The sequence below is a fragment of the Corynebacterium silvaticum genome, assembly GCF_004382825.2.
Taxonomy (GTDB): Bacteria; Actinomycetota; Actinomycetes; order Mycobacteriales; family Mycobacteriaceae; genus Corynebacterium; species Corynebacterium silvaticum.
Genome location: NZ_SDQO02000002.1, coordinates 24,245 through 45,424 on the forward strand (window position 1 = coordinate 24,245; position 21,180 = coordinate 45,424).

The 21,180-nt window shown below is 53.3% G+C and carries 13 protein-coding genes and 3 pseudogenes; 8 read left to right on the forward strand and 8 right to left on the reverse strand.

The window, feature by feature from the left end:
- The first annotated feature begins 35 nt into the window (after positions 1–35).
- Together ET810_RS04235 and ET810_RS04240 are read left to right on the forward strand one after the other, a co-directional pair.
- Positions 36–706: pseudogene (locus tag ET810_RS04235) on the forward strand (SDR family oxidoreductase).
- A 32-nt stretch (positions 707–738) separates the two neighbouring features.
- On the forward strand, positions 739–1,212 hold the full coding sequence (locus tag ET810_RS04240; protein WP_087454746.1) for a hypothetical protein: 474 nt from the start codon (positions 739–741) through the stop codon (positions 1,210–1,212).
- A 26-nt stretch (positions 1,213–1,238) separates the two neighbouring features.
- Here ET810_RS04240 and trhO read toward each other — a convergent pair whose 3' ends face one another.
- Positions 1,239–2,174: an oxygen-dependent tRNA uridine(34) hydroxylase TrhO gene (gene trhO, locus ET810_RS04245; RefSeq protein WP_087454954.1), complete on the reverse strand. Its 936-nt coding sequence runs from the start codon at positions 2,172–2,174 to the stop codon at positions 1,239–1,241.
- A 245-nt stretch (positions 2,175–2,419) separates the two neighbouring features.
- On the opposite strand from trhO, the gene ET810_RS04250 reads away from it, so the two are divergent.
- Positions 2,420–3,079, forward strand: a complete 660-nt coding sequence (locus ET810_RS04250) for a DedA family protein (RefSeq protein ID WP_134316128.1) — start codon at positions 2,420–2,422, stop codon at positions 3,077–3,079.
- 246 nt (positions 3,080–3,325) lie between these two features.
- The gene (locus ET810_RS04255) at positions 3,326–5,533 is read left to right on the forward strand and encodes an HtaA domain-containing protein (RefSeq protein WP_087454748.1); all 2,208 of its coding nucleotides are present in this window, start codon (positions 3,326–3,328) and stop codon (positions 5,531–5,533) included.
- 138 nt (positions 5,534–5,671) lie between these two features.
- Here the strand turns inward: ET810_RS04255 and dps are convergent.
- Positions 5,672–6,164, reverse strand: a pseudogene (gene dps / locus ET810_RS04260) (DNA starvation/stationary phase protection protein Dps).
- A 62-nt stretch (positions 6,165–6,226) separates the two neighbouring features.
- Between dps and ET810_RS04265 the strand changes: the two are divergent.
- Positions 6,227–7,048 (forward strand): Fpg/Nei family DNA glycosylase, encoded by an 822-nt coding sequence (locus ET810_RS04265; protein ID WP_134316127.1) that lies wholly within the window; start codon positions 6,227–6,229, stop codon positions 7,046–7,048.
- 62 nt (positions 7,049–7,110) lie between these two features.
- A complete protein-coding gene (locus ET810_RS04270; RefSeq protein ID WP_087454749.1) occupies positions 7,111–8,613 on the forward strand; it encodes a bifunctional ADP-dependent NAD(P)H-hydrate dehydratase/NAD(P)H-hydrate epimerase in 1,503 nt (500 codons plus the stop codon).
- On the opposite strand, the pseudogene ET810_RS13125 reads toward ET810_RS04270, so the two are convergent.
- Together ET810_RS13125 and ET810_RS04280 are read right to left on the reverse strand one after the other, a co-directional pair.
- Positions 8,610–9,130, reverse strand: a pseudogene (locus ET810_RS13125) (VanZ family protein). The gene ET810_RS04270 and the pseudogene ET810_RS13125 sit on opposite strands and share 4 nt — an antisense overlap.
- A 178-nt stretch (positions 9,131–9,308) precedes the next feature.
- Positions 9,309–11,252, reverse strand: coding sequence for a YhgE/Pip family protein (locus tag ET810_RS04280; RefSeq protein WP_134316126.1), 1,944 nt, complete (start codon positions 11,250–11,252; stop codon positions 9,309–9,311).
- A gap of 529 nt (positions 11,253–11,781) precedes the next feature.
- On the opposite strand from ET810_RS04280, the gene ET810_RS04285 reads away from it, so the two are divergent.
- On the forward strand, positions 11,782–12,294 hold the full coding sequence (locus tag ET810_RS04285; protein WP_134317665.1) for a hypothetical protein: 513 nt from the start codon (positions 11,782–11,784) through the stop codon (positions 12,292–12,294).
- Between the two features lie 68 nt (positions 12,295–12,362).
- On the opposite strand, the gene leuS is transcribed toward ET810_RS04285, so the two are convergent.
- Positions 12,363–15,215 carry a leucine--tRNA ligase gene (leuS, locus tag ET810_RS04290; RefSeq protein WP_134316125.1) on the reverse strand — a complete coding sequence of 951 codons (2,853 nt, stop codon included), beginning with the start codon at positions 15,213–15,215 and terminating at the stop codon, positions 12,363–12,365.
- A 313-nt stretch (positions 15,216–15,528) separates the two neighbouring features.
- Here leuS and ET810_RS12970 point away from each other — a divergent pair, with 313 nt between their 5' ends.
- The gene (locus ET810_RS12970; protein ID WP_263970150.1) at positions 15,529–15,651 is read left to right on the forward strand and encodes a hypothetical protein; all 123 of its coding nucleotides are present in this window, start codon (positions 15,529–15,531) and stop codon (positions 15,649–15,651) included.
- Positions 15,652–16,507: 856 nt separating this feature from the next.
- On the opposite strand, the gene ET810_RS04295 is transcribed toward ET810_RS12970, so the two are convergent.
- The 3 genes from ET810_RS04295 to ET810_RS04305 form a co-directional block, all read right to left on the reverse strand.
- The gene (locus tag ET810_RS04295; RefSeq protein WP_134316124.1) at positions 16,508–17,191 is read right to left on the reverse strand and encodes an ABC transporter ATP-binding protein; all 684 of its coding nucleotides are present in this window, start codon (positions 17,189–17,191) and stop codon (positions 16,508–16,510) included.
- On the reverse strand, positions 17,188–18,240 hold the full coding sequence (locus ET810_RS04300) for an ABC transporter permease (protein WP_087454753.1): 1,053 nt from the start codon (positions 18,238–18,240) through the stop codon (positions 17,188–17,190). Before ET810_RS04300 ends, ET810_RS04295 begins: the two co-directional genes overlap by 4 nt.
- A 178-nt stretch (positions 18,241–18,418) precedes the next feature.
- Positions 18,419–20,971, reverse strand: coding sequence for a choice-of-anchor M domain-containing protein (locus tag ET810_RS04305; RefSeq protein ID WP_134316123.1), 2,553 nt, complete (start codon positions 20,969–20,971; stop codon positions 18,419–18,421).
- Between the last annotated feature and the right edge of the window lie 209 nt (positions 20,972–21,180).

Sequence of the window (21,180 nt, forward strand, 5' to 3'; positions counted from 1 at the left end):
ACGCACGACATCACACACGGCAAGGAAGGTACGTCATGAGTCGCTGCGCAGTAGTCACAGGAGCCAGCCAGGGCGTGGGGTTAAGCGTTGCCCAATTACTCCTGGAACACGGCTGGACCGTCTACACCCACTATCGCACTGCCCCCGCCGCCATCAACCACCCCAATGTGCACTGGTGGGGCAGGCAGATTTTGCACAAGATCTCCCCGCAGGTGCCGTCTCGGAGCTGACCCAGATCGGCCCTATCGACGCTCTCATCCACTGCGCCGGTGTCGCTTCCCTAGGCAGAGTCTCTACCGTTAAGCGTTCCGACTGGGAACTGCATATGTCCGTCAATCTCCATACCCCGGTGGAGCTCACCGCGGCCTTGCTGCCGCAGCTACGATCTGCTTCCGGCCATGTTGTGTACATAAACTCGGGAGCGGGAATGCGGACGAACCCACAGTGGGGGGCTTATTCCGCTAGTAAATTCGCTGCACGGGCCTGGTGTGACGCACTTCGCCTTGAAGAGCCTATGATTTGTGTTACATCCGTGTTTCCGGGAAGGATCGACACAGGGATGCAACGAAGCATCGTCGAACAAGAGAGTGGCGTTTACAACGGATCTGCGTTTATCGCCCCTGCTTCCGTGGCAAAACTTGTGCTCACCTCTCTAGAAACCACCGTGGACGCCCACATACCCGAGATCATCGTCCGGCCGCGTTAACGCGTAGTGCCGGAAGGACAAGAGAGTTCTTTATGGCCAAGCACCTCGAACACCCAGAAAACGACCTCCAGTCCGACGCAGACTATGTCAATCGGCACCGCCCGGATCCCACAACCTTTGATGAGCTTGCCGACGCCCCCGACCCGCTCCACCAAGCAACACTCAACCGGCATTCTACACGACAAGCCGTGGCCTGGGCGATTGGCACTCCGATTGTCACGGGGATCGTCGCATTCATTCTGGCGATTGTCTCCCGCACACTCGGCGGCCCACTCTGCGATTCCGGCCACGCCACCTGGATCTGCAGCCGTTCTGCGGAAATCTGGTGGCCACTGCTGACCAGCCTTATCCCCCTTGCCAGCACTCTCAGCTGCGGCATCATCCTGTGGCGCAAGTACATCACATACACCCGGTGGCGCCCGTGGATGGGCACATTTTGGGTGCTTGTGCCCTGGATGATGCTGTGGATGGTCACTGTATTCCAGATGACCATCGTGGGGCATTAGGCAACAATGCTAACGCCCCAAGGCCCTCATGCTTGGGCGAGGGTGGCTTCCCGCGCGACCTCCACACAGTGGTCCCGGCCGCAGTTCCTGGTAGCAGGATTCTCATAGCATTCCGGGCACATCAGTACTAGGTCACGGCACTCATCTTCATTGATGCAGTGCTCAAACTTATTGGTGGCTTTACCGCACTGAACGCAGTGCCCTAGCTGAATAAATCCTGGGTCTTGTACGCCATTGCCAAACTCCATGTGCATGCGTTTATCAAAGACATACAGGGAGCCTTCCCACAGGCCCTCATTGCCGTATTTTTCGCCATAACGCACGATGCCGCCATCGATTTGATACACCTCTTTGAACCCGCGGTTCTTCATAAGCGAGGAGAGGATCTCACAGCGGATGCCGCCAGTGCAGTATGAGACGACCGGCTTATCTTTCATCCAATCGTACTTACCGCTTTCCAGCTCACGAATAAAATCGTGGGTGGTGTTTACATCTGGCACAACGGCATTTTTAAACTTACCGATCTGCGCTTCCATCGCATTACGGCCATCGAAGAAGACGACGTCGTCGCCACGCTCTTCAACGAGTTTGTTAACTTCCTCCGGCTTCAAGTGAACGCCGCCGCCGATCACGCCGCGTTTGTCCACCTTGAGTTCACCTGGCACGCCAAACGCCACGATCTCATCGCGAACTTTCACGCTGAGCTTGGGAAAATCTTCTGCCTCGCCATCAGACCACTTGAATTCTGTTCCACGGAAACCAGGATATTCACGGAACTTCCTGATATATCGCTTGCAGGCTTCCATGTCACCGCCAACGGTTCCATTGATTCCATGCTCAGAAATGAGAATGCGGCCTTTAAGACCAAGCAGCTCACACATATCGCGCTGCCATAGCATCAATGCCTTGGGGTCAACGATGGGAGTGAACTTGTAATATAGGAGGATTTTGCTTTGGGACACAAAGGTCATCGTACTCTGTAGAGCAGAAGGAGAAAAAGCGAAAATGGTGTTTCATAAGGCGCGATGCGTCATACAAACCACCATAGGGCCGTAGCTACCAGCCAAGAGGTTCGATTTTCACGATTATTCCACAGGGTATTCCCATAGCTTTACCCGACAAAGAGGTCTAAAGTTTCCAAGACTGATTGTTTTGATGACATCTCAGCAATCTCAACTATCTTTCTTTAGTCACCGAGAGGCTCGTCGTGACCGAATTTTTACATATGCTCCAAGATACTCAGGGGCTTCTTACCAGCGTTGGCCTGATTGGTCTAGCACTGATCGTCTTCGCTGAAACCGGCATCCTGCTGGGATTCTTCCTTCCCGGCGACTCACTCTTATTTGCAGCCGGAATGCTCGCCAACGGCGACAAACCTCTCGCTCCCCTATGGGTAGTGTGCCTCACCGTAGGCATCGCCGCATTCGTGGGCAACGAAGTCGGCTACTTTGTGGGGAAGAAAGTCGGCCCAGCCGTTATGAATAGCTGGGCAGGCCGAAAGATCGGAATAGAGCGGCTACATTCCGCCGAAGAATTCTTTGTGCGCCGTGGATCCGCTGCCGTATTCCTGGGTCGATTCATCCCCATCGTGCGAACCCTTGTCCCAGTACTCGCAGGCATGAACAAGATGAACTACAAAAAGTTCTCCTTGATCAACCTAGCTGGTGCCATCGTCTGGGGCATGGGAGTTCCCGTCCTTGGCTATCTACTCGGCGGTATTTCTTTTGTGCGCAACAACATTGAAACCCTGCTCCTCGCCGTGATCTTTGTTTCAGTCATCCCAGTGCTCATTGAGTTCTTGCGCGGCCGCAAAAATCGGGTGAAGATCATCGCTTCAACCGAGCCCATGGAGCGCACTCAGGCATAAGTGAGTCTTTCCCCAACGTTCTTCAGCCCGCTTCCCGCGGGCTTTTTTCTTGCTTGCGAGCATCGTTTTGCCTGTATCAAAGGAATTGTTTGGGGGATCAACCATTAGTCGCAGCAACAACTAAGTAGCACCTAAGTAAGACAAACCTTACCCCCACAAAAAGAAAGGTTAGGCATCCCTTACCTATTTGGTTATATTTAGACCCCGACATAGCAAGTTTTCCCTCATCTGTCGGAAAGATAACCCGTGAAGAACAAATATTTCTATCGTTCGCTCATCGCGACGACCACCCTCGCCGCACTACTGCCCGTAACCGGACTACATGCGACCGCAGAAGAAAGTGCCTCCAACAGCCCTCTACCTGCCCCGAGCGCACCCAGCGCCACAAACACGCCGACCGCAGACACTGCAGTATCTGAAACCCCAGAGGGAACGTCCACAACGGACGAAAAAGACAGCGATGCAGATTCTAATAACAAAGAAAACAAAGCTGCGACGCCTACCGACGTTCCCACCGGAACCAGGAATAACAATCCGGCAGAGAAAGAATCAAAGACCCCGGTCGCAGAGCTCGCAGAAGGCATTTCCAACACAGGATCCCTCACGTGGGGAATCCGAACCTCTTTCAATAATTACACCGGTGGTCCTACGTCGGTTTTTGGTGGAGCTAAAGAAAACGCGAACAAAAACGAGTTTACTTTTGAACTAGAAAAAACAAGCTACAACCCTACCACCGAACGCTTTGAAGCCCAGTTCAAGGGTGGCATCCAGTATAAAAAGTATTGTAATGGAACAGACACTTGTGAATTAGATCTAAAACTGGAAAATCCACGCATTGTAATAGAAAAAGAAGGTTCTTTCATCTATGGAAAAGTGACTTCCAAGCAATATAAAAAATCGGAAACCTATACTAACAACGGTGATGTCCCTATCGCAGAACTTTATACCGCCGGTGCAGATTTTAAACACACAGATGATACTGCTTCTTGGAGCAATATCCCCTCTACTTTGACCCAAGCTGGCAACAAAATGTTTTCCGAGTTCTACAGCGTGGGAAGCGGATTAGCGCCACTCTCTTTTACTTTTAACACCACTCAACATCCGGAAATTAAACGGCCAACTTTTGATAATGCTAAGTTCCGCGTAGCAAGCAACAGCTTCAACAACAAAGTGCCCTACGAGCTTCACAGAAGTATATTCAACTTCAATGGCAATATAGTTCTTGCGACGTCCGGGTACAGATTTACCCAGCATCAAGGATCGGGAATCGCTCTATTGGACCGTGATTTGAATCAAAAACATTTCACAGATATCAAGATTAACGAGTACGGGGCAACAACATTCGATCCAGAGAATGGAGACTTCTATTACGTAGGTAAAAAAGAAGAAACTACGCGAAACAAAAAAATATATACCGACGATAAAACAACTTTATTTAAAGTTCATGTTGATCAGAAAAGTGGCTTTGGAAATCCTGAAAAAGTTCACACTTTTGAACAGGGGATCACAGCTCTTGGGTATCATCCACAAACAAAAACAGTCGCTATAGTCACCCCATCCCAACTAGGAATCATAGAGCAAGGAAAATTTACGACCCAGCCTCTACCCAGTAGTTCAGATCTGCTCAAACAAGAGAACTTCGAAGACTATTCAGAGAGTTATTTATACGGTTCTCCTAGCAACCTTAATGAGCCTTTCGAACTATTACCCATGGATGACGGAACTTTTATCTTGAATGCAGACGGAGAAGGCAAAAAAGATGGAAGTAAAGTATACGGTCTTATGGTTTCAATTGACCCACATAAGACCTATGGAGTTACCGCTAAACTGCTAAAAGAATCTGGTACTTCTTTTGTGAGTCTTGCAAGGTCAGCAGCACATAGCAATGGCTCGACTATTGTAAGAGCAAATAATAATTCGTATTCAAAACTTTCATATGCTCAAAGTTTTGAATACAGTTCTGGAAACCTCTCATCGTTTGAACCTGTTCAGACTGAAGACATCGCCGGATGGGGCAATCTCTTTGTAAACAAAGAAGGACAGGTCATTTCCTTAAATGGCAGTACTGGCAAACTCGAATGGCGCGATTCCCAAACATTCAAGCCAATTAAAGATATTGATCCTGTTGCAATCCCTGATGGAAATAAAACCTACGAGCATATTCATGGCCCAATTCTTCAACTCGATGAGGGCACCTTCTATGTGCCGTCTTATGATGCCTCTGCAGGCGAAGGCAACGAGACTTATTCGCTGAGGAAAGTTTACAATCCGAAATTCGTTCCTTCAGTTAAAGATACGGATAATCGGGAAGATCTACTAAAAGAAAACCCAGATAACTCCGACACTCATCAACCAGCCACACCAATCTGGAAAATTGTCCTTAGTGTCCTTGGCGGCCTCGGCCTAGTCGGTGCCTTAGTCGGATTCCTCTTCCAGACTTTTCTAGCCCGATAGCCTTAGCTCCTAACCTCCGGAGATAAGCTGTGCAGCCACAGTAAAAAATAAGTGGCTGCACAGCACTAGTTCAAAGAGATAAAAATGGGGTGTTTCCCAACCATTCTGCGTTGGGAAACACCCCTTGAGAACAACTCTTTACAAGTTCCCGTTGTCGTCGACAATGTGCTCGCGCACGAACCATTGGAACTTCTCTAGTTCAGCCGCTTGCCCGATATACATGTCTTCGGTAACCGAGTCGAGGTCGCCGGCGCTAGCCATGGATTCGCGAACTCCTTCTAGAACCTTGGTGTATACCTTGTTCAGTTCCATGAGGTGGTCGTGGGTGCTTGCGCTGTTGACCGTGTACTCCAGTGGCGTGCGGTTTTCCACGTGGCCGGCTGGTGTACCGATGGGGGAGCCACCAAGGGTGGCGATTCGTTCTGCTACTTCATCGGCGTAACCGCGCACGATGTCGACCTGGGGGTCGATCATCTCGTGGACTGCGATGAAGTTTTGACCGTGGACATTCCAATAGGCGTGCTTGAGAAATGAGATGAAGATCGTTATAGTCGGTGAGCCGCTCCTGCAGGTGATCGATAAGCTGCTTGGCGTCTGCTTCATTGATTCCTGGAACAGTGAAATTCTTCATGATCCCTATAATACACTCTACTTTTTAATAAGCAAGGTTTGTTAGGGTTTCCGTATTTATCTATGATAGATGGTATGCCAGAAGGCCATGTCATCCACCGGCTCGCTCGCGAGCTCAATAAGCATTTCCAAGGAAAAGCGCCACGTGTCACCTCCCCTCAGGGGAGATTCGCCGCAGAAGCTGCGCTTATCCATGCCACACCACTCCATGAGGCCCATGCATGGGGTAAACATCTTTTCCTCGAATTCGAGGCTCCCACGCCAGAGCACATTGTGCACATTCATTTAGGCCTTATCGGCAGCCTGCATTTTGACCCAATTGACGAGCTCAAGGGTCAGATCCGGCTGCGGATAGAGAACGACGGGGTAGCGGCAAATCTACGGGGACCGCAGTGGTGCCGCCTCATTACGGCAGAAGAGATGGAGGTAGCCGTCGGCAAGCTTGGCGCAGACCCGCTGCGTCCAGACTCGGACCTCAGCGTCGTGCGGCAGCGTGTCGCTCGTTCACGGAAATCAATTGGATCATTGCTCATGGACCAGCATCTTTTTGCTGGGGTGGGGAATATCTACCGTGCGGAATCGCTCTTTCGGCTGGGGATAAGCCCCTTCTTGCCCGGCCGCGAAGTGGAAAATCTTGACGCCATCTGGGAAGACTTGGTTTATCTCATGCAGGAAGGCGTACGAGTAGGGCGTATCGACACCGTCCGGCCTGAACACACGCCTCAAGCCATGGGCCGGGCACCCCGTAAAGATGACCATGGCGGGGAAGTGTACGTGTATCGCCGATTGGGTCAGCCCTGTTATATATGCGGCACGCCGATCAGCGGACAAGTGATGGAGGGACGAAACCTCTTCTGGTGCCCCACCTGCCAGCCTCAGCCATAACCCGCCAATAGTGGTGCCGAAATCGCCGCAGACCCTACAGCACGCGGGCTATCCTATGGAACATGCATGCTTACTCCGTCGCAGACATTCGTGCAGCCGAGAATCCCCTTATCCAAGCCGCCGAACCTGATGCGCTGATGCGGCAAGCAGCGCAGGCGGTCGCCGAGGCAGCCCTGTGCATGCTTCCACATACACCAGCAAAAGTACTGGTCGTAGCGGGTAGCGGCGGTAATGGTGGCGATGGACTTTATGCCGGCGCGCTACTTGCACAGCTTGGCCACACGGTCCACGCAGTCTTGACATCTTCCTCGGCCCAGGCACCAGCGCTTGTGGCCTTTGATCAAGCAGGCGGCGTGCTGGCGCCACTCCCGGATGCAGACCTGGTGATCGACGCGATCATCGGGCTGGGAGGAACCGCTGGATTGCGAGACAAAGCATGGAGCATCTGGCGGGAAGCAGTGACACAGGGACCTGCGATACTCGCCGTCGACGTCCCTTCCGGCGTAGATTCTGATACCGGGTCAACCGGCCCCAACTCCGCCTGCGTGACCGCAGATGTAACCATCACTTTTGGGGCCGCCCGCATTGCACATGCTGTCTCCCCACGTTGCGGTGAGGTCCTTGTCACCGATATAGACGCTGGTCAGTCACTCGCGCAGGCTCTTTCTACACAGAACCCCGCGGCCGAGTTCTTCCAGACACTCCAACGGAATCGCTTCTCTTGGCCAGATCGTTTTCTTCGCCCTGAGCCGCTACGCATCACAGAGCCCCTGGAGCCGGCGGCTGAGCACAATAAATACAGCGGGGGAGTAGTTGGTGTTATTGCGGGCTCGGAAACGTACCCCGGCGCGGCTGTTCTCACCGCTACGGCGGCAGTGCACGCCACGCCGTCGATGGTGCGCTTCGTCGGTTCGTGCGCACGGGATGTGGTTCGTGCGCGTCCCGAGGTAGTGGCTACGGAAATGCTTATCGACGCCGACCGCGTCCAAGCCTGGGCCTATGGCCCCGGCGCGGGCGACACGGATTGGCTGTCCGACCTGCTCCAGCGACCAGAACCACTGATCATCGATGCCGATGGCATCACCCAATTAGCGCAAGAGTCCGAGCTGCGTAACGTGCTGACTCGTCGTAGCGCGCATGGGTGGAACACTTTGATCACGCCTCACGAGGGCGAGTTCGTTCGGTTAGCCGCACGGTATACCGGCATCCGAGATGTTCATGAGGATCGGATAGGTGCAGTCCAGGATCTAGCGCAGGCATTAGGGTGCCAGGTGCTTTTGAAAGGTCGGGTCACGATTATCGGATCAGCCGATTCCGTGGTGTGCATCAATGCCGGACACTCCTGGGCTGCAACTCCCGGTAGTGGCGACGTACTCACTGGTCTCATAGGCGCCTGGGTCGCCCGTTCCGGCATGGATGTTGTTCCCCTTTGCGTTTCCATCCACGCCATGGCCGCGTGGTTGTCTGCACAAACAGACTATGGCCCAGCCCCCACGTGGGCGGCAAAAATCGCTGATTTTATTCCGCAGGCAACGGCTGCTTTACTTCACCAACACAGCAGTTAGAAGACGACGGAGAGCACCATCTCTGCAAGGATGCACAGAGCATCCACCAAGAAAAGTGTGACCACGAAACCGCGTCCGCGGTGTCCTAGGACTCGGGCAAAGCAGGCACCCAAAAAGGCGCCGACCGTGTTGCATACAACATCATCTACGTCTGTGTATCCGATAGCGTAGACGTATTGGGCGGTCTCTATTCCCACGCTCACAAAGAACCCGAGCAGCGTAGAAAAAACTATGGGTATCCGCCAGCGCTCAGCAATGATGGTGACCAGGAGGAAACCAAAGGGGATAAAAAGCGCCACGTTTCCACGGCATCTAACCAGGGCGCGTACCACAGCGTGGGGTTGCTCCAGGCGTCGAAAAGCTGGAGGTCAATGGAACGATTCCTGTGTGCCTCGGTGCTCCAGAAACCGCCGAACGAATAGGTTCTTTTCATCAACGTCAGCGCAAATACCACAGCCAGCGCCGCCACAAGCGTCGCCGACGCCGCCTTCACAGAACCCATTCGTTGCAAAACCATGCCGGCCACCCTAGGCAGGGAGTCTGACAATAGACTGTCCGTTTCCTTGCTACAACCTTGGCGCTATACCTTTACAGCTTTGACCTCGACCGATACCTCATGCAAACGTTTCTAGCTCTCTGAATACAAAAAGCTGGCAGAGCTTCTGCCCTGCCAGCTTGTTCAAGTCCCGCCTACATTAGACCAGTGCGGGTTCTGGGGCCTCAGCGGAGGTGTCGTTGCCGTGTTCCTCGCGCAGCTTCTTCACACGAGCAGCCCTAACCACAAGGGTAATGGCTAGCGGAATGAGGGTGAAGGCGAGAAGAACCAGGATGGCTACTACATAGGAACCATTGAGTTCTCCCTGCGATGCCTGAACAAAGGCGTTACGTGCATAGGTCATCGGGGTGATCGGGTGGAACACCTGGAAGAACGATGGGACCGTAGCCAACGGCCACACGCCACCGAAGGAGAACATTCCAAAGGCAAAGGCCGCGAGAATGGCTATGCCGCCGGTAAAGCGACCGAGCAGAGCCCGCAGCATCTGGTTTGTTGCGGCAGCTGCGGTGGCAGTGAGCAAGAAGCCTAGAGCGATACCCGCAACAGAAGCCGGCTTCCAACCCACCAGAGATGCTCCCGTAGCGAGCACGGCAAGGGTGATCACTTCGATTCCAGCAAGACCAGCGAAAGACTTCAGCGTCGGGCCAACAAAAGCGGAACGACGATCAGTGCCAAAGACGTGGGGGATAAGGATCGCAGCCATAGCCATAAGCAGGAAGCCGAAGACCATAACGATCAGCATCGAGGCGCCACCGGAGAGAGACTTGACCGTGGGGTCATGGGAGTCCACCACAGTTTGCACCGGGTTGGAGTTGTTCTCTTTATAAACGATTGGCACGGAAACCTGCTTTGCGGATGCTTCCACGTTCTTGGCGCTTGGTGCGGTGGAAGCACCCTCTCCGAGTTTGCCGGCCAGCTGCGAGGTTCCGTCCTTCAGCTTCATGGAGCCGTCGTGAAGTTGCTGGGTTCCGTCGGCAAGCTTGGTGGTTCCGTCGGCAAGCTTGCCTGCACCCTCGTTGAGTTTGACAGCGCCGGTGTTGAGCCGTTCGATACCGTCTTTGAGCTTGAGAACGCCGCCGTAGTACTCAGAGTTAGGGTCGCTGAGCATAGTCGCTAGGGTAGCGGTGCCATTTTTCAGCTTGTGCAGCTGAGCGACCTGGTTATCAGGATTGTTGGCGTCAAACTTGGTGGCCAATTCCTGCACCTTGTTGGCTTGCTCCACAGCTCCGATTGCACGGAGTGCGTCTGCCGCCTGTTGCAATTGTGGTGCCGCGTTCTGCGCGGTGGTCAGCACGGGGATGAGGGTATCCGTAAGCTTGCCGACGCCCGCGTCAATCTGCTGTGCGCCATCACCCAGGCGAGCAGTGCCCTGTGCTAGGCGACCAGCACCAGCAGCAAGCTGGGAGCTACCGTTTACGAGTTGGGAGGTGCCGTCGGAAAGCTGATGAGCGCCACCGTTAAGTTGCTGCGCGCCAGACATGCCCTTAGCCAAACCCGCCTGCAGTTTGCCGGCACCCTCATCAAGCTTTGCAGATCCATCAGCGGCACGGGTCAAGCCGCCACCGAGGTTATTCACACCGTTGAGGAGCTTCTTGGCATAAGACTCCGAGATTGAGGCAGACACAGCTTGCTGAATCTTAGGCACAAGTCCACCGGTAAGCACCGAACCATTGGTGCCGTTGAAGTCGTTATAGGAGATCGTGATCTCTGGGTTGGTGGGCTTTTCCGCCAGCAAAGTGTTGACGTTCGCGGAGAAAGACTCCGGGATGGTCACCGTGAACAGGTATTTACCGCTGTCTAGCCCCTTCTTAGCCTCGTTGGCATCGACTTCACGGAAGGCCAGATAGTCGCGAGCCAACAGCCCCTTGACCACCTTGTCGCCGTAGCGCTCAAATTCACCGTTGCGAGTCGCACCAGCATCCTCGTTGACCACAGCAAGGTCTACTGAACGCAGATTTTTAGTGGGATCCCACATGGCCCACATATAAACAACTGAAGCAACCACGGGGAGGAGCAGGAACACCACGGCGCACAGCCGCTTCCAGCTGAAGTGCCTCGTGGCCTGAGACGTAAGTTGAGACATGAGGGAATCCTCCGGTTTTAGAATTAAATACCGGACAATTATTACCTATGCGGTTTTGTATCTAAAACCAAAACAGCGTGGCACAGTCAAAAAAGTACCCCCACAACACCCCTGCACCACATGAAAATAGCAGGTCTGCCAGCTTTTGAAATTCAAAAAAATTAGCCTTAAGCTGCGAAATCATCCCCCACGCATCGACGTAAACCCCTTATTTACGAGCCAGTCACCACCCCTTATAAGTGACAGCAGTTACACCCCACATAACTCGCAAAAGTAGCTCAAATATAAAATTTACCGTCACATTAGAAAAACATCAGGATTCTTCTCGAGTCATACCCGTCGGACAAGCTACTCGGAACATATACCCAGTTGACCCGTTGCACATCTGCCGTCATTGTTCAGCTGAGAAATACCCTTCTCGCCCCCCATTACATGGGATACTAGAGGGGTGGAAATTTTAGGAGCCTTGCCTAATGGACCGCCTAGTCACAGTCACTACGACACGCTGCAATGACTTTGAGGAGCATAGATGGTGACCAAACCAGAATTCTTCTTTGATCAATTCCTATGGTCGACCTTCATTCTCGTCTTGCTTCCCACTGCGATAGCCCTATCACGTATTTCCACGCTGGAATCACGGCGCCATCAATCGAATGTGAAATCGATCTTTTTCATCGGATTTTTCATAGGCTTCCTCACTGCTGCACTATGGCTGTCCTGGAGTCCCAGCACTCCGATAAGCAGGGTCTTCACCTATGGTGCACCTGTAGATTTTGCTGCATGGCAGGTTATGGGATGTGGCATGACGCTCATAGTTGTGAATGCACTGTTTCTTAGCCGCACCGTGCGAACGCCCTATAGCCCACTAAGTTTCTCCATCTGCACCGCTGCCGGATTTGCCACTGCCTTTTCACTAGGTGTCTCTTTCGGAGTATCCACTCAAGAAGGGGTGGGCATTCTTTTTTTTTCCTATGTCGGCGTGGGAGTACTTCTCTTAATCACCAATTCGATCTCCATGAGGTTCCTCTCCCGGACTCGGTAATCGAACCCTAGGTAGCCAAAGAACAAGGCCGGGCTCCTTCACAGAGCCCGGCCAGTTGCATATACGTGCTACTTGATCACGAGGTTAACCATACGTCCCGGCACAACGATCTGCTTGAACAGGTTTTTACCCTCAAGGTGGCTTTGCACAGTAGGTTCCGCAAGCGCGATCTCTACAATCTGATCCTGGGTGGCGTCGGTAGGCACCATAATGCGGGCGCGCACCTTACCGTTGATCTGTACAGGGAGCTCTACCTCATCGTCTTTGAGCCATTTTTCCTCGTAGGAAGGGAACTGCTCAAAGGTAATGGTCTCCTCGTGGCCGAGGCGCTTCCATAGTTCTTCTGCGATGTGTGGCGCAACAGGCGCAACCATAATCGCCAGCGGCTCCACAGCCTCCCGAGGTGCGCCCTTGGAATAGGTCTTGGTCAGGTAGTTAACGTATTCAATAGCCTTAGCCACTACCGTATTAATCCGCAGACCTTGGTAATCATCGCGAATACCTGCAATGGTGCGGTTGAGTGCCTTGAGATCATCATTTGTGAGCGAGGCATCGGTGACCGAAAGCTCACCGGTCTCCTCGTTGACAACCAAGCGCCACAACCGCTGCAAGAAGCGATGCGCACCGATAACGTCCTTGGTAGCCCACGGACGAGAGGTATCCAAAGGACCCATCGCCATCTCATAGACGCGGAGGGTGTCTGCACCGAAATCAGAGCAGATCTCATCCGGCGCCACGGCGTTCTTCAGGGATTTGCCCATCTTGCCGTATTCCTGGTTCACTTCTTCGCCGTTGTAGAAGAATTTTCCATCCTTTTCTTCTACCTCAGCGGCAGGAACGTACACTCCACGGCTATCGGTGTAGGCAAAAGCCTGGATATAGCCCTGGTTGAACAGGCGGCGGTAGGGTTCGCCAGAAGTGACATAGCCAAGATCAAAGAGAACCTTGTGCCAGAAGCGCGAGTAGAGCAAGTGCAGCACCGCGTGTTCCACACCGCCAACGTAAAGATCCACGCCACCGAGATCGTTTTCTCCGCGCGGGCCAGTCCAATAGCGTTCATTCTCTATGTTGCAGAAGTGCTCGCTGTTGGTGGGGTCGATATAGCGCAACTGGTACCAAGAGGAACCGGCCCACTGCGGCATAACGTTTGTGTCGCAGGTATAGGTCTTCGGCCCATCGCCTAGGTCGAGTTCCACGGTGGTCCACTCCGTGGCTTTAGCCAGCGGTGGCTGCGGCTCAGAATCGGCATCGTCTGGGTCAAAGGACACAGGTTTGTAATCCTCAACCTCAGGCAGCTCCACCGGCAGCATGGACTCGGGTAGCGCATGAGCAACGCCATCCTCGTCATAGACCACGGGGAATGGCTCGCCCCAATAACGCTGACGGGCAAAGAGCCAATCCCGCAACTTGTACTGGATCTTTTCCACTCCAGCACCCTGTGCTTCCAGCCATTCGATAACCCGAGCTATAGCCTCTGCTTTGTCCAGACCATTGATATCCAGGCCACGGTCATTGGCGGAATTAATCGCAGTGCCAGGCTCTACATAAGGCCCAACGCTCACGTCACCACCTGCTACAACCTCACGGATGGACAAGCCAAACTCGGTGGCAAACTCGTAGTCACGCGCATCATGCGCTGGGACGGACATGATTGCGCCCGTGCCATAACCGGTCAAAACATAATCTCCGATAAATACCGGGATCTGTTCACCGTTTACAGGGTTAGTGGCATATACGCCCAAGAAAACGCCGGTCTTTTCCTTGTTCTCCTGGCGCTCAAGATCCCTCTTTGCTGCGATAGAGGCGCGATACGCAGCCACAGCCGAGGCCGGGTCAGCTTCGCCGAAGGTCCACCGGGCATCAACCCCCTCATAGGAACCGGTACCGGCGGCAACGAGGGCGTCGACAAGCTCATGCTCCGGAGCGAGCACCATGTAGGACACGCCAAACAGCGTATCGGGGCGAGTGGTAAACACAGTGATGGTCTTGCCGGCCGTCTCAAAGTCAACCTCTGCGCCGCGGGAACGACCGATCCAGTTGCGCTGCATGCTCTTGACCTTTTCAGGCCAATCGAGGACCTCAAGATCATCGATCAAACGGTCAGAGTACGCAGTAATCCGCATCATCCACTGGGAAAGGTTCTTGCGGAACACCGGGAAATTACCGCGCTCCGAGCGACCGTCGGCGGTGACTTCCTCATTGGCCAGAACCGTACCCAAACCAGGGCACCAGTTCACCGTGGAGTTGGAGCGATACACAAGACGGAAAGCGTCCACGACCTTGCGCTGAGTCACAGAATCCAGCTCGTTATACGGCGCGCCGAACTCGACAGGTGTTTCAACCTGGCCAGACTCAAGCAGCGGAATGAGCTCAGAGATCGGACGGGCCTTGTTGAGATCCTTGTCAAACCAGGCGTTGAAAATCTTCAGGAAGATCCATTGCGTCCACTTGTAAAACTCCGGATCCGTGGTTGCCACGCTACGGCGCGCATCATGGCCTAGGCCTAAAGCCCCGAGCTGGCGCCGCATATTCTCAATGTTGGCCATGGTGGTGGTCCGAGGATGCGTCCCTGTTTGGATCGCGTATTGCTCAGCCGGCAGGCCAAAGGCGTCATAGCCCAAGGTGTGCAAAACGTTTTTGCCCAGCATTCGGTTAAACCGCGCATATACATCCGTAGCGATGTATCCCAGGGGGTGGCCTACGTGCAGACCAGCGCCGGAAGGGTAGGGGAACATGTCTTGAACGAAGAGTTTGTCTTCTGGAAGTTCCTGCCCCGCGACGGCTAGATCGCCGACAGGGTTAGGCGCGTTAAATGTGCCATTGTCGATCCAGAATTTCTGCCACGTACGCTCAATATCCCCGGCTAACTGCGCGGTATACCGGAACGCAGGACCAGTAGTGCTCTCGCTCGGATTAGTCATGGAAAACAGTGTAATAGCACCTCGCAGCGCTTCCCCCATCAGAGCCATCACTGAGTGCTTAACGACGCCTCCGAGCCTCTTTCACCCACGCATTCCGGGGAACCTCAGCGCACTTTTCTGCTTATTCCCCCATCACTACACCCAGTTGACCCCACTGACCCCTCTAGACCCATCCGAATATTCCCTGCTCACTAGCCCCATGTCAGTGAGGGTGATGAAAATTTTTTATTCTTAGACACATTCTCTCGCAGCCTTAACCATCCCTTGTTACTTTATAAGTACTTCTTGTCACTTCTACCGATTGGATTTATTTATGTCACCCGAAATTCTCGCTAGCGCATCCAGCCTCCCAAGCCTGTCCAGCGCTTTCCAGATCCTCAAGCCGCTCTTCACGTTCGTGCAGATCCTCCTCAAGATCAAGGGAATCTTCTCCTAAGCCCGAGCTTTATGGCGGTTTTTTCTCATCGCACATAATAGAAAAGCCCACTACAGTCCGTGTTTCCTGTAGTGGGCTTTCTTAGTCTCCCATGTAGCAACAGACCCTAGCCTGCCAAGCCGGAGCCCGTCGAGAGCCGAGCAAGTGTTAATCTGCTAAGGCGGCGGACCGGAAAACCCCATCGGTTCCGGTGTAGAGCACTGACATTCCCGCCACCCATCAGAACCCCATTCAGGCAAGCAACATACTTGGCTAACCTTAATGTTTCTCATGAGCATGGACCTTCTTCTATGTCTTCCTTAGCAAGTGGGGCAGTCTTGGCGCCCTGCTCCAGATATGGAGCTAGTTACAGCGGGCCACCAAGTCCCTCACTCTTGTGGGAAAAGTTTTCACATTATCTACCAGGAGCAGTTCGGAACTACCCCGTATTTACCAACAGGAATTCCCTGTTGCTGGACTTTCATACGCGATAGCCGACTCCTTTCGTTGATCTTCCATCTAGATCTGACAGCCCCTCGCTGCCGATACTTTGAAGCTAACCCCGCACGCAGTTTCAAACAAGCGCCCGAGCACCACACAGGCCACCCTTTCCATGAGGATATGAATTTACTGAGAAATGCCACCCCAGAAAGTAGCAGGTTAGCCATGCAACATAGCCACTATAACAACAGAAGCACCCTAATGTAAGTAAATGCTGTGAATAGTCTCAATTATTTCATATTTGCAGGTCGTTTTCCCACTCTTAGGTCGCCATGTACGTTCCGCATCCCGTAAAGCATTGAACAAATATGCCAAAACCCCACGAGTGAACTTCCACTCGTGGGGCTCTATGCGTGTTTACGTGATATTGAGGTGTTTAGTCTTTACGGGCGCCGTCGATAAGCTCCACGACGGTATCAGCATAGGAAAGCTGGCTCAGATCGTGAGTGACCATCACAGTGGCAACGTCAAACTCTTGAGTGATCTCAGAAAGCAACGACACGATCTCCACACTCATGCGGCGATCTAACGCGGAGGTGGGTTCGTCGGCAAGCAATAACGAGGGGCTGCCCATAAGCGCACGCGCAATGTTCACGCGCTGGCGCTGACCACCAGAAAGCTGCGCAATCCGGCGGGTCTCCTTGCCCTCAAGCCCCACACGCGCCAGCAACTCATCAGCACGATCACGACGAGCTTTCAGCTCCGCGCCGCGTATCCCGCGAACGTGATCCGTTACCAGAAGCTGCTCCCGGGCATTGAGCGAGCCCAAAAGATTAGCCTGCTGGAAAACAAAACCAATCTCCTCACGCCGCAGCTTCGCACGACCTGCATCATCTAAATTTGGGATGTCATGACCCGCAACCATCACCGTGCCCGACGTCGGAGTTTGAAGCGCACCAGCCACAGACAACAACGTGGATTTACCCGAACCGGACTCGCCGACCAGCGCTAACAATTCGCCAGAGTGAACCTCCAGGTCAACGGCATCCAAAGCGGTAACCGTAGACGAACCATCTGGGTATACAACGCTTGCTTTTTTAAGAGAAAGAACGAGAATCATGCTGCAGCTCCTAGCGCGATATGCGGATCAACCTTAGTAACATTTCGGACCGCAACAAACGATCCCACCAACCCAAGCAACCAAATCCCCACTGCCGGGCCAAGAACACTCAACACAGACACCTCAAACGGTACGGCCTGGGAAACAATCAGCCCAAGAATCGCGCCAACGGCTGCACCAGCTGTAACGCCTATGGCAAGAACGATCGCTGCCTGGCCGATCGCATCTTTAAGCAAGTAGCCCTTGGATGCACCCAGAGCAGTCAAGACTGCAATGTCGCGGGTGCGCTGCAGCGTCCATACGGTAAGGAAGGAAACAGTAACCAGAGCAGAAATTGCGTAGAGGAATCCCTGCATGCTCTTCAGTGATGACTGCTCAGACTTGTAAGAAGCAAGGGCAGCAAACGCTCCCTTGAGGTCAGTGACCTTCTCATTCTTCAGGTCCTGCGGTTGGGCGTCACCGCGCACAAGGAGCACCGTGGCAATTCCGGGGCTATGGCTTTCCTTCTTCCAGACCTCGGAATTTACCCACACAACAGAGGAGTGGCTGTAATACGTATCTTCCACCACGCCATCCACCGGTACAGCGACGCCGCCGATATTGAGCGTGTCTCCCGCCTTGACACCAATCTTGTCTGCGATGGACTGAGGAACAAACGCGCCTTCACCTATCGTCGCGGATGTTCCCTCCACTGCGGTCCCCACGGGCAGGCCCATCACTGCAGCCGAATCGGCTTTATCCTGTGATTCAATTCGCGTCTGATTCACACCTAGTGGCGTCACGTTCTCTGCGCCAGCTGCGTCTTTCCACTTATCCAGGATCTCCTGGCTAATCTCCGACGAGCTAAAAGAAGCCTCACCCGTAGGCGCCGTAAAAACAAACTTGGCACCGTCTTTACCCAGGGATTCCAGCGCCGCAGTGTTTCGCGACCCCAACCCCTGCGTCAGACCAGTGAGCATCACAATCAAAAGGGTGATCAAACCCACCACAGAGGCAATCAAAGCGAAGCGACCGCCCGCCGAACGAATATCACGTAAACCGAGAAACATCTTTTCTCCTTTCCGCCATCAATTCTCGGCGTTCCGGAGATCTTTTCCATCGGTGGCTCAGGCGAAACTCGAATCAACCATGTGGTTGATCGCAGATCCATGAGTTGCCTGCATTTCCATAGACATTCCAGCCCCCTCAGAAGATTTTTTCGAGCTTTGTCTATGGAAATGCAGGGTGCTAGTGGGCTTCTCGACGCAACCGCGCCCATCCCAGCACGGCAAAACCAACACCAAACGCGAGCATGGCAATGGGCACAACCCACTCGGCATCCGCACCGGTCTGCGCCAGGAATTTCTTTGCGGGATTCTTGGACTCTGAGCGCTTCAGAGCCTCAGACTTGGAGGACGCATACACAGCGTTAGACCGACTGGGAGAGTTGGTCAAGCTACGTGCAAGATTCTTAAGCTTTACCGGCTCATTAGGCGCACTAGTGCGGCTAGTCGTCTTAGACGGTGCCTTAGAGAGAGTGGGGGCCTTCGCGTCTTTCCCCACGAGGAAGGTCAACGGCTGCGCCTCAGTCAGAACCTTTTCCTTCCCATCCTTCCCTGTACCTACCACTTGAAGATACAAACGATAAGTACCCGGCTTGCTAAACAACCAAGACCCATGCAGGTGCATGTGCTTAGTAGTCTTCATCTCCTGATGCTCGGAATCATCAGTATCAAAGTAGCGGATAGGAGACCCACCGATGTCTCCCGTAAAGAACACGGCACGCCCACCCTCAGGGACCTCTGACTTCACCAGCTTGAAAGAAACGCCTTTGGCATAGTCTGGCTTCTTATAATCAAGGTCTTCCGTGCTAAAGCCCGGCCACGGCTTTTGCGGTGCCTCAACCTGCGGCAGAAGATAGAAATCCTCTCCCATCTTCCCCAAGAAATCCAGCTCCGTATCCTTGAGCTTCTGAGTACGCGTCATCTTGGCATTTTCGCCGACCCGAATAGCAGTCTTTTGGATAGGGCGCACAACCGAGGGGCTGGGTTTATCTGCCTTGAGCGCAACAAACGGGTCTCCAGAGTCGTCTGACAGGCGAATATCCATGTGTCCCTCAGAGAACTCAACGACTTCCGAGCCAAAGTCGGGTCGCTTAATCAAGCCAGTATCCGAGTTCGAATCACCGCGCGATGGGGGAGGAGTGGAAGGAGAGTCGCCCTTGTCCAGATCCTCTTCTTCCTCGTCCTCATCCCCTGGCTTTTCGGTTTCAGGATCCTCGTGCTCTTCATCCTGATAGGAGTCTTTGGGGTAGGGGTTCTTGTCTTCGTCGCCGGGCTTGTAGCCATTGAATTCTTCGACGGTTGGCAGCTTGTCTTTTTCCTCGGTGACGGACAACTCAAACTGCAGTTCAGAACCCTTTGTGAGATCAACTTCTTTGATCTCATCCAGGGGGTCCGCGTTCACCAGCGGGTGCGGGGTAACGCGCAGTCTTAGGAATTTATCGTCTTTACATGCGGAAAGGTCGACTTCTTTTTCGTATTTTCCTTCTGCATCAAACGCACCCTCAACGCTGCAATCGGCGTATCCTTTTGCTTTGTCTTTGCTGCCATATAAACCAACAACAAAGTCGCCCCGCATATTTTTGTCTTTGGCTTCAATGGTCAGCTTTGTGGTGGAAGAATCAGTCTGCTCAGCTTTGAGGGTGATCCCACCGTTGCTCAGGGAGGCCGGGGCTGAAGAAGTAAAGTTCTCCGGTTCACCCGGCTCAACTATGGACTCAGACTCTTCGCTGACGGTGACAGCATCGCCGCCGGTCTGGTACTTGATCTCTTTAGAGAGCCATGGGGCCGCATCATCCGAGTCGTTGGGGATAAAAATGGCCTGGTAGGTGGAGCTATCGGAGGCTAGATACGTTTTGGTTGTTGCTTTGCCGTCTTTCACTTCCAACTCATCAAGGAAGTGTCCTTGGTTGGTCAGGACAAGGCGCCCGTTGCCTTTACCGGCAAACGTGATGTTGGTAAAGACCCCTTCAGGCTTAAAAGTTATCGACGCCTCTTGCTCCTCATGCCCTTTCTCCTTGGCCTCTTCATAGCTCTTGGCAAAGTCCAGAATTTTTCCGCTCTTTGGATCTTGTCCGCCCACTTGCCATGCCACTTTCATGGGCATAGTCGGGATGGGGGTTCCATCTTCCTTATATCCCACTGCCTGATAGGTAAAGACGTATCGACCTGGCTTAGAAAAAGTGGTGTGGAAGTGCGAGTGACGTGGCTGAATGAGGGATCGCAAAGAGGTATCGGTGCTTGAATACACCCTCCGAACGCCCGTGACGGTTTTTGTGAATACCTCCACGTCACCAGGTCCTTCTACCCCGAGTAGATCCAGGGAGTAGTTCCCGTTTTTAAGCATCTCAGTATGGGACTTGAGCGAGCTATCTGTGTTGTATCCGAAATAGATGGGGAGCTGGCTCGGACCGACGTCTTGGGGAGCCTGCCACACGCCCTTATCTTTAGTGCCAAGAAACTGCGTGTCATCAGTCGGATAGAAGTAGTAGTTTCCGCTCATCGGAACCCACATGACGGTCGCCTGCGCAGGAATTTCTTTGGCGCCCGTTCCGGTCACCACGCCTAAGCTTTGAATATCGTTCCCATTCACGCTCGCTGCTGGCGATAAGTCTACGTGCGTCCCGTAGACGAGCTTCTTGTTTTGGTCTGGGCCCGCTAGTGCGGGGCTCGCACCAGTCGCAGCGACAACAAAACAAGTGGCAGCAATGCCAAGGATTCTGCGGGAGGGAAGGCGCATGGAAGTAGCTTCCTTGTTGATATTGGGTTTTATTTTCATAAGGTAAACCCAAACATCTTGTTTAGCAAGTTCTAAGTTCACTATGGTGCAAAACACTCCCACAAGGCAATGAACTTCCCCGAAAGACCCGAGCAAATCACCACGTCAAACCGGTTTTTAACACCCAAGGGGAGACATCGGGGGTGTCAATGTTGATGCCCCGCATTAGA

Coding starts and splice junctions, on each gene's coding strand:
- ET810_RS04270 (WP_087454749.1), top strand. CDS start 7,111: ATGCATGCTTACTCCGTCGCAGACATTCGTGCAGCCGAGAATCCCCTT.
- ET810_RS04280 (WP_134316126.1), bottom strand. CDS start 11,252: ATGTCTCAACTTACGTCTCAGGCCACGAGGCACTTCAGCTGGAAGCGG.
- ET810_RS04285 (WP_134317665.1), top strand. CDS start 11,782: ATGGTGACCAAACCAGAATTCTTCTTTGATCAATTCCTATGGTCGACC.
- ET810_RS04295 (WP_134316124.1), bottom strand. CDS start 17,191: ATGATTCTCGTTCTTTCTCTTAAAAAAGCAAGCGTTGTATACCCAGAT.
- ET810_RS04300 (WP_087454753.1), bottom strand. CDS start 18,240: ATGTTTCTCGGTTTACGTGATATTCGTTCGGCGGGCGGTCGCTTCGCT.
- ET810_RS12970 (WP_263970150.1), top strand. CDS start 15,529: ATGTCACCCGAAATTCTCGCTAGCGCATCCAGCCTCCCAAGCCTGTCC.
- ET810_RS04265 (WP_134316127.1), top strand. CDS start 6,227: ATGATAGATGGTATGCCAGAAGGCCATGTCATCCACCGGCTCGCTCGC.
- leuS (WP_134316125.1), bottom strand. CDS start 15,215: ATGACTAATCCGAGCGAGAGCACTACTGGTCCTGCGTTCCGGTATACC.
- ET810_RS04240 (WP_087454746.1), top strand. CDS start 739: ATGGCCAAGCACCTCGAACACCCAGAAAACGACCTCCAGTCCGACGCA.
- ET810_RS04305 (WP_134316123.1), bottom strand. CDS start 20,971: ATGCGCCTTCCCTCCCGCAGAATCCTTGGCATTGCTGCCACTTGTTTT.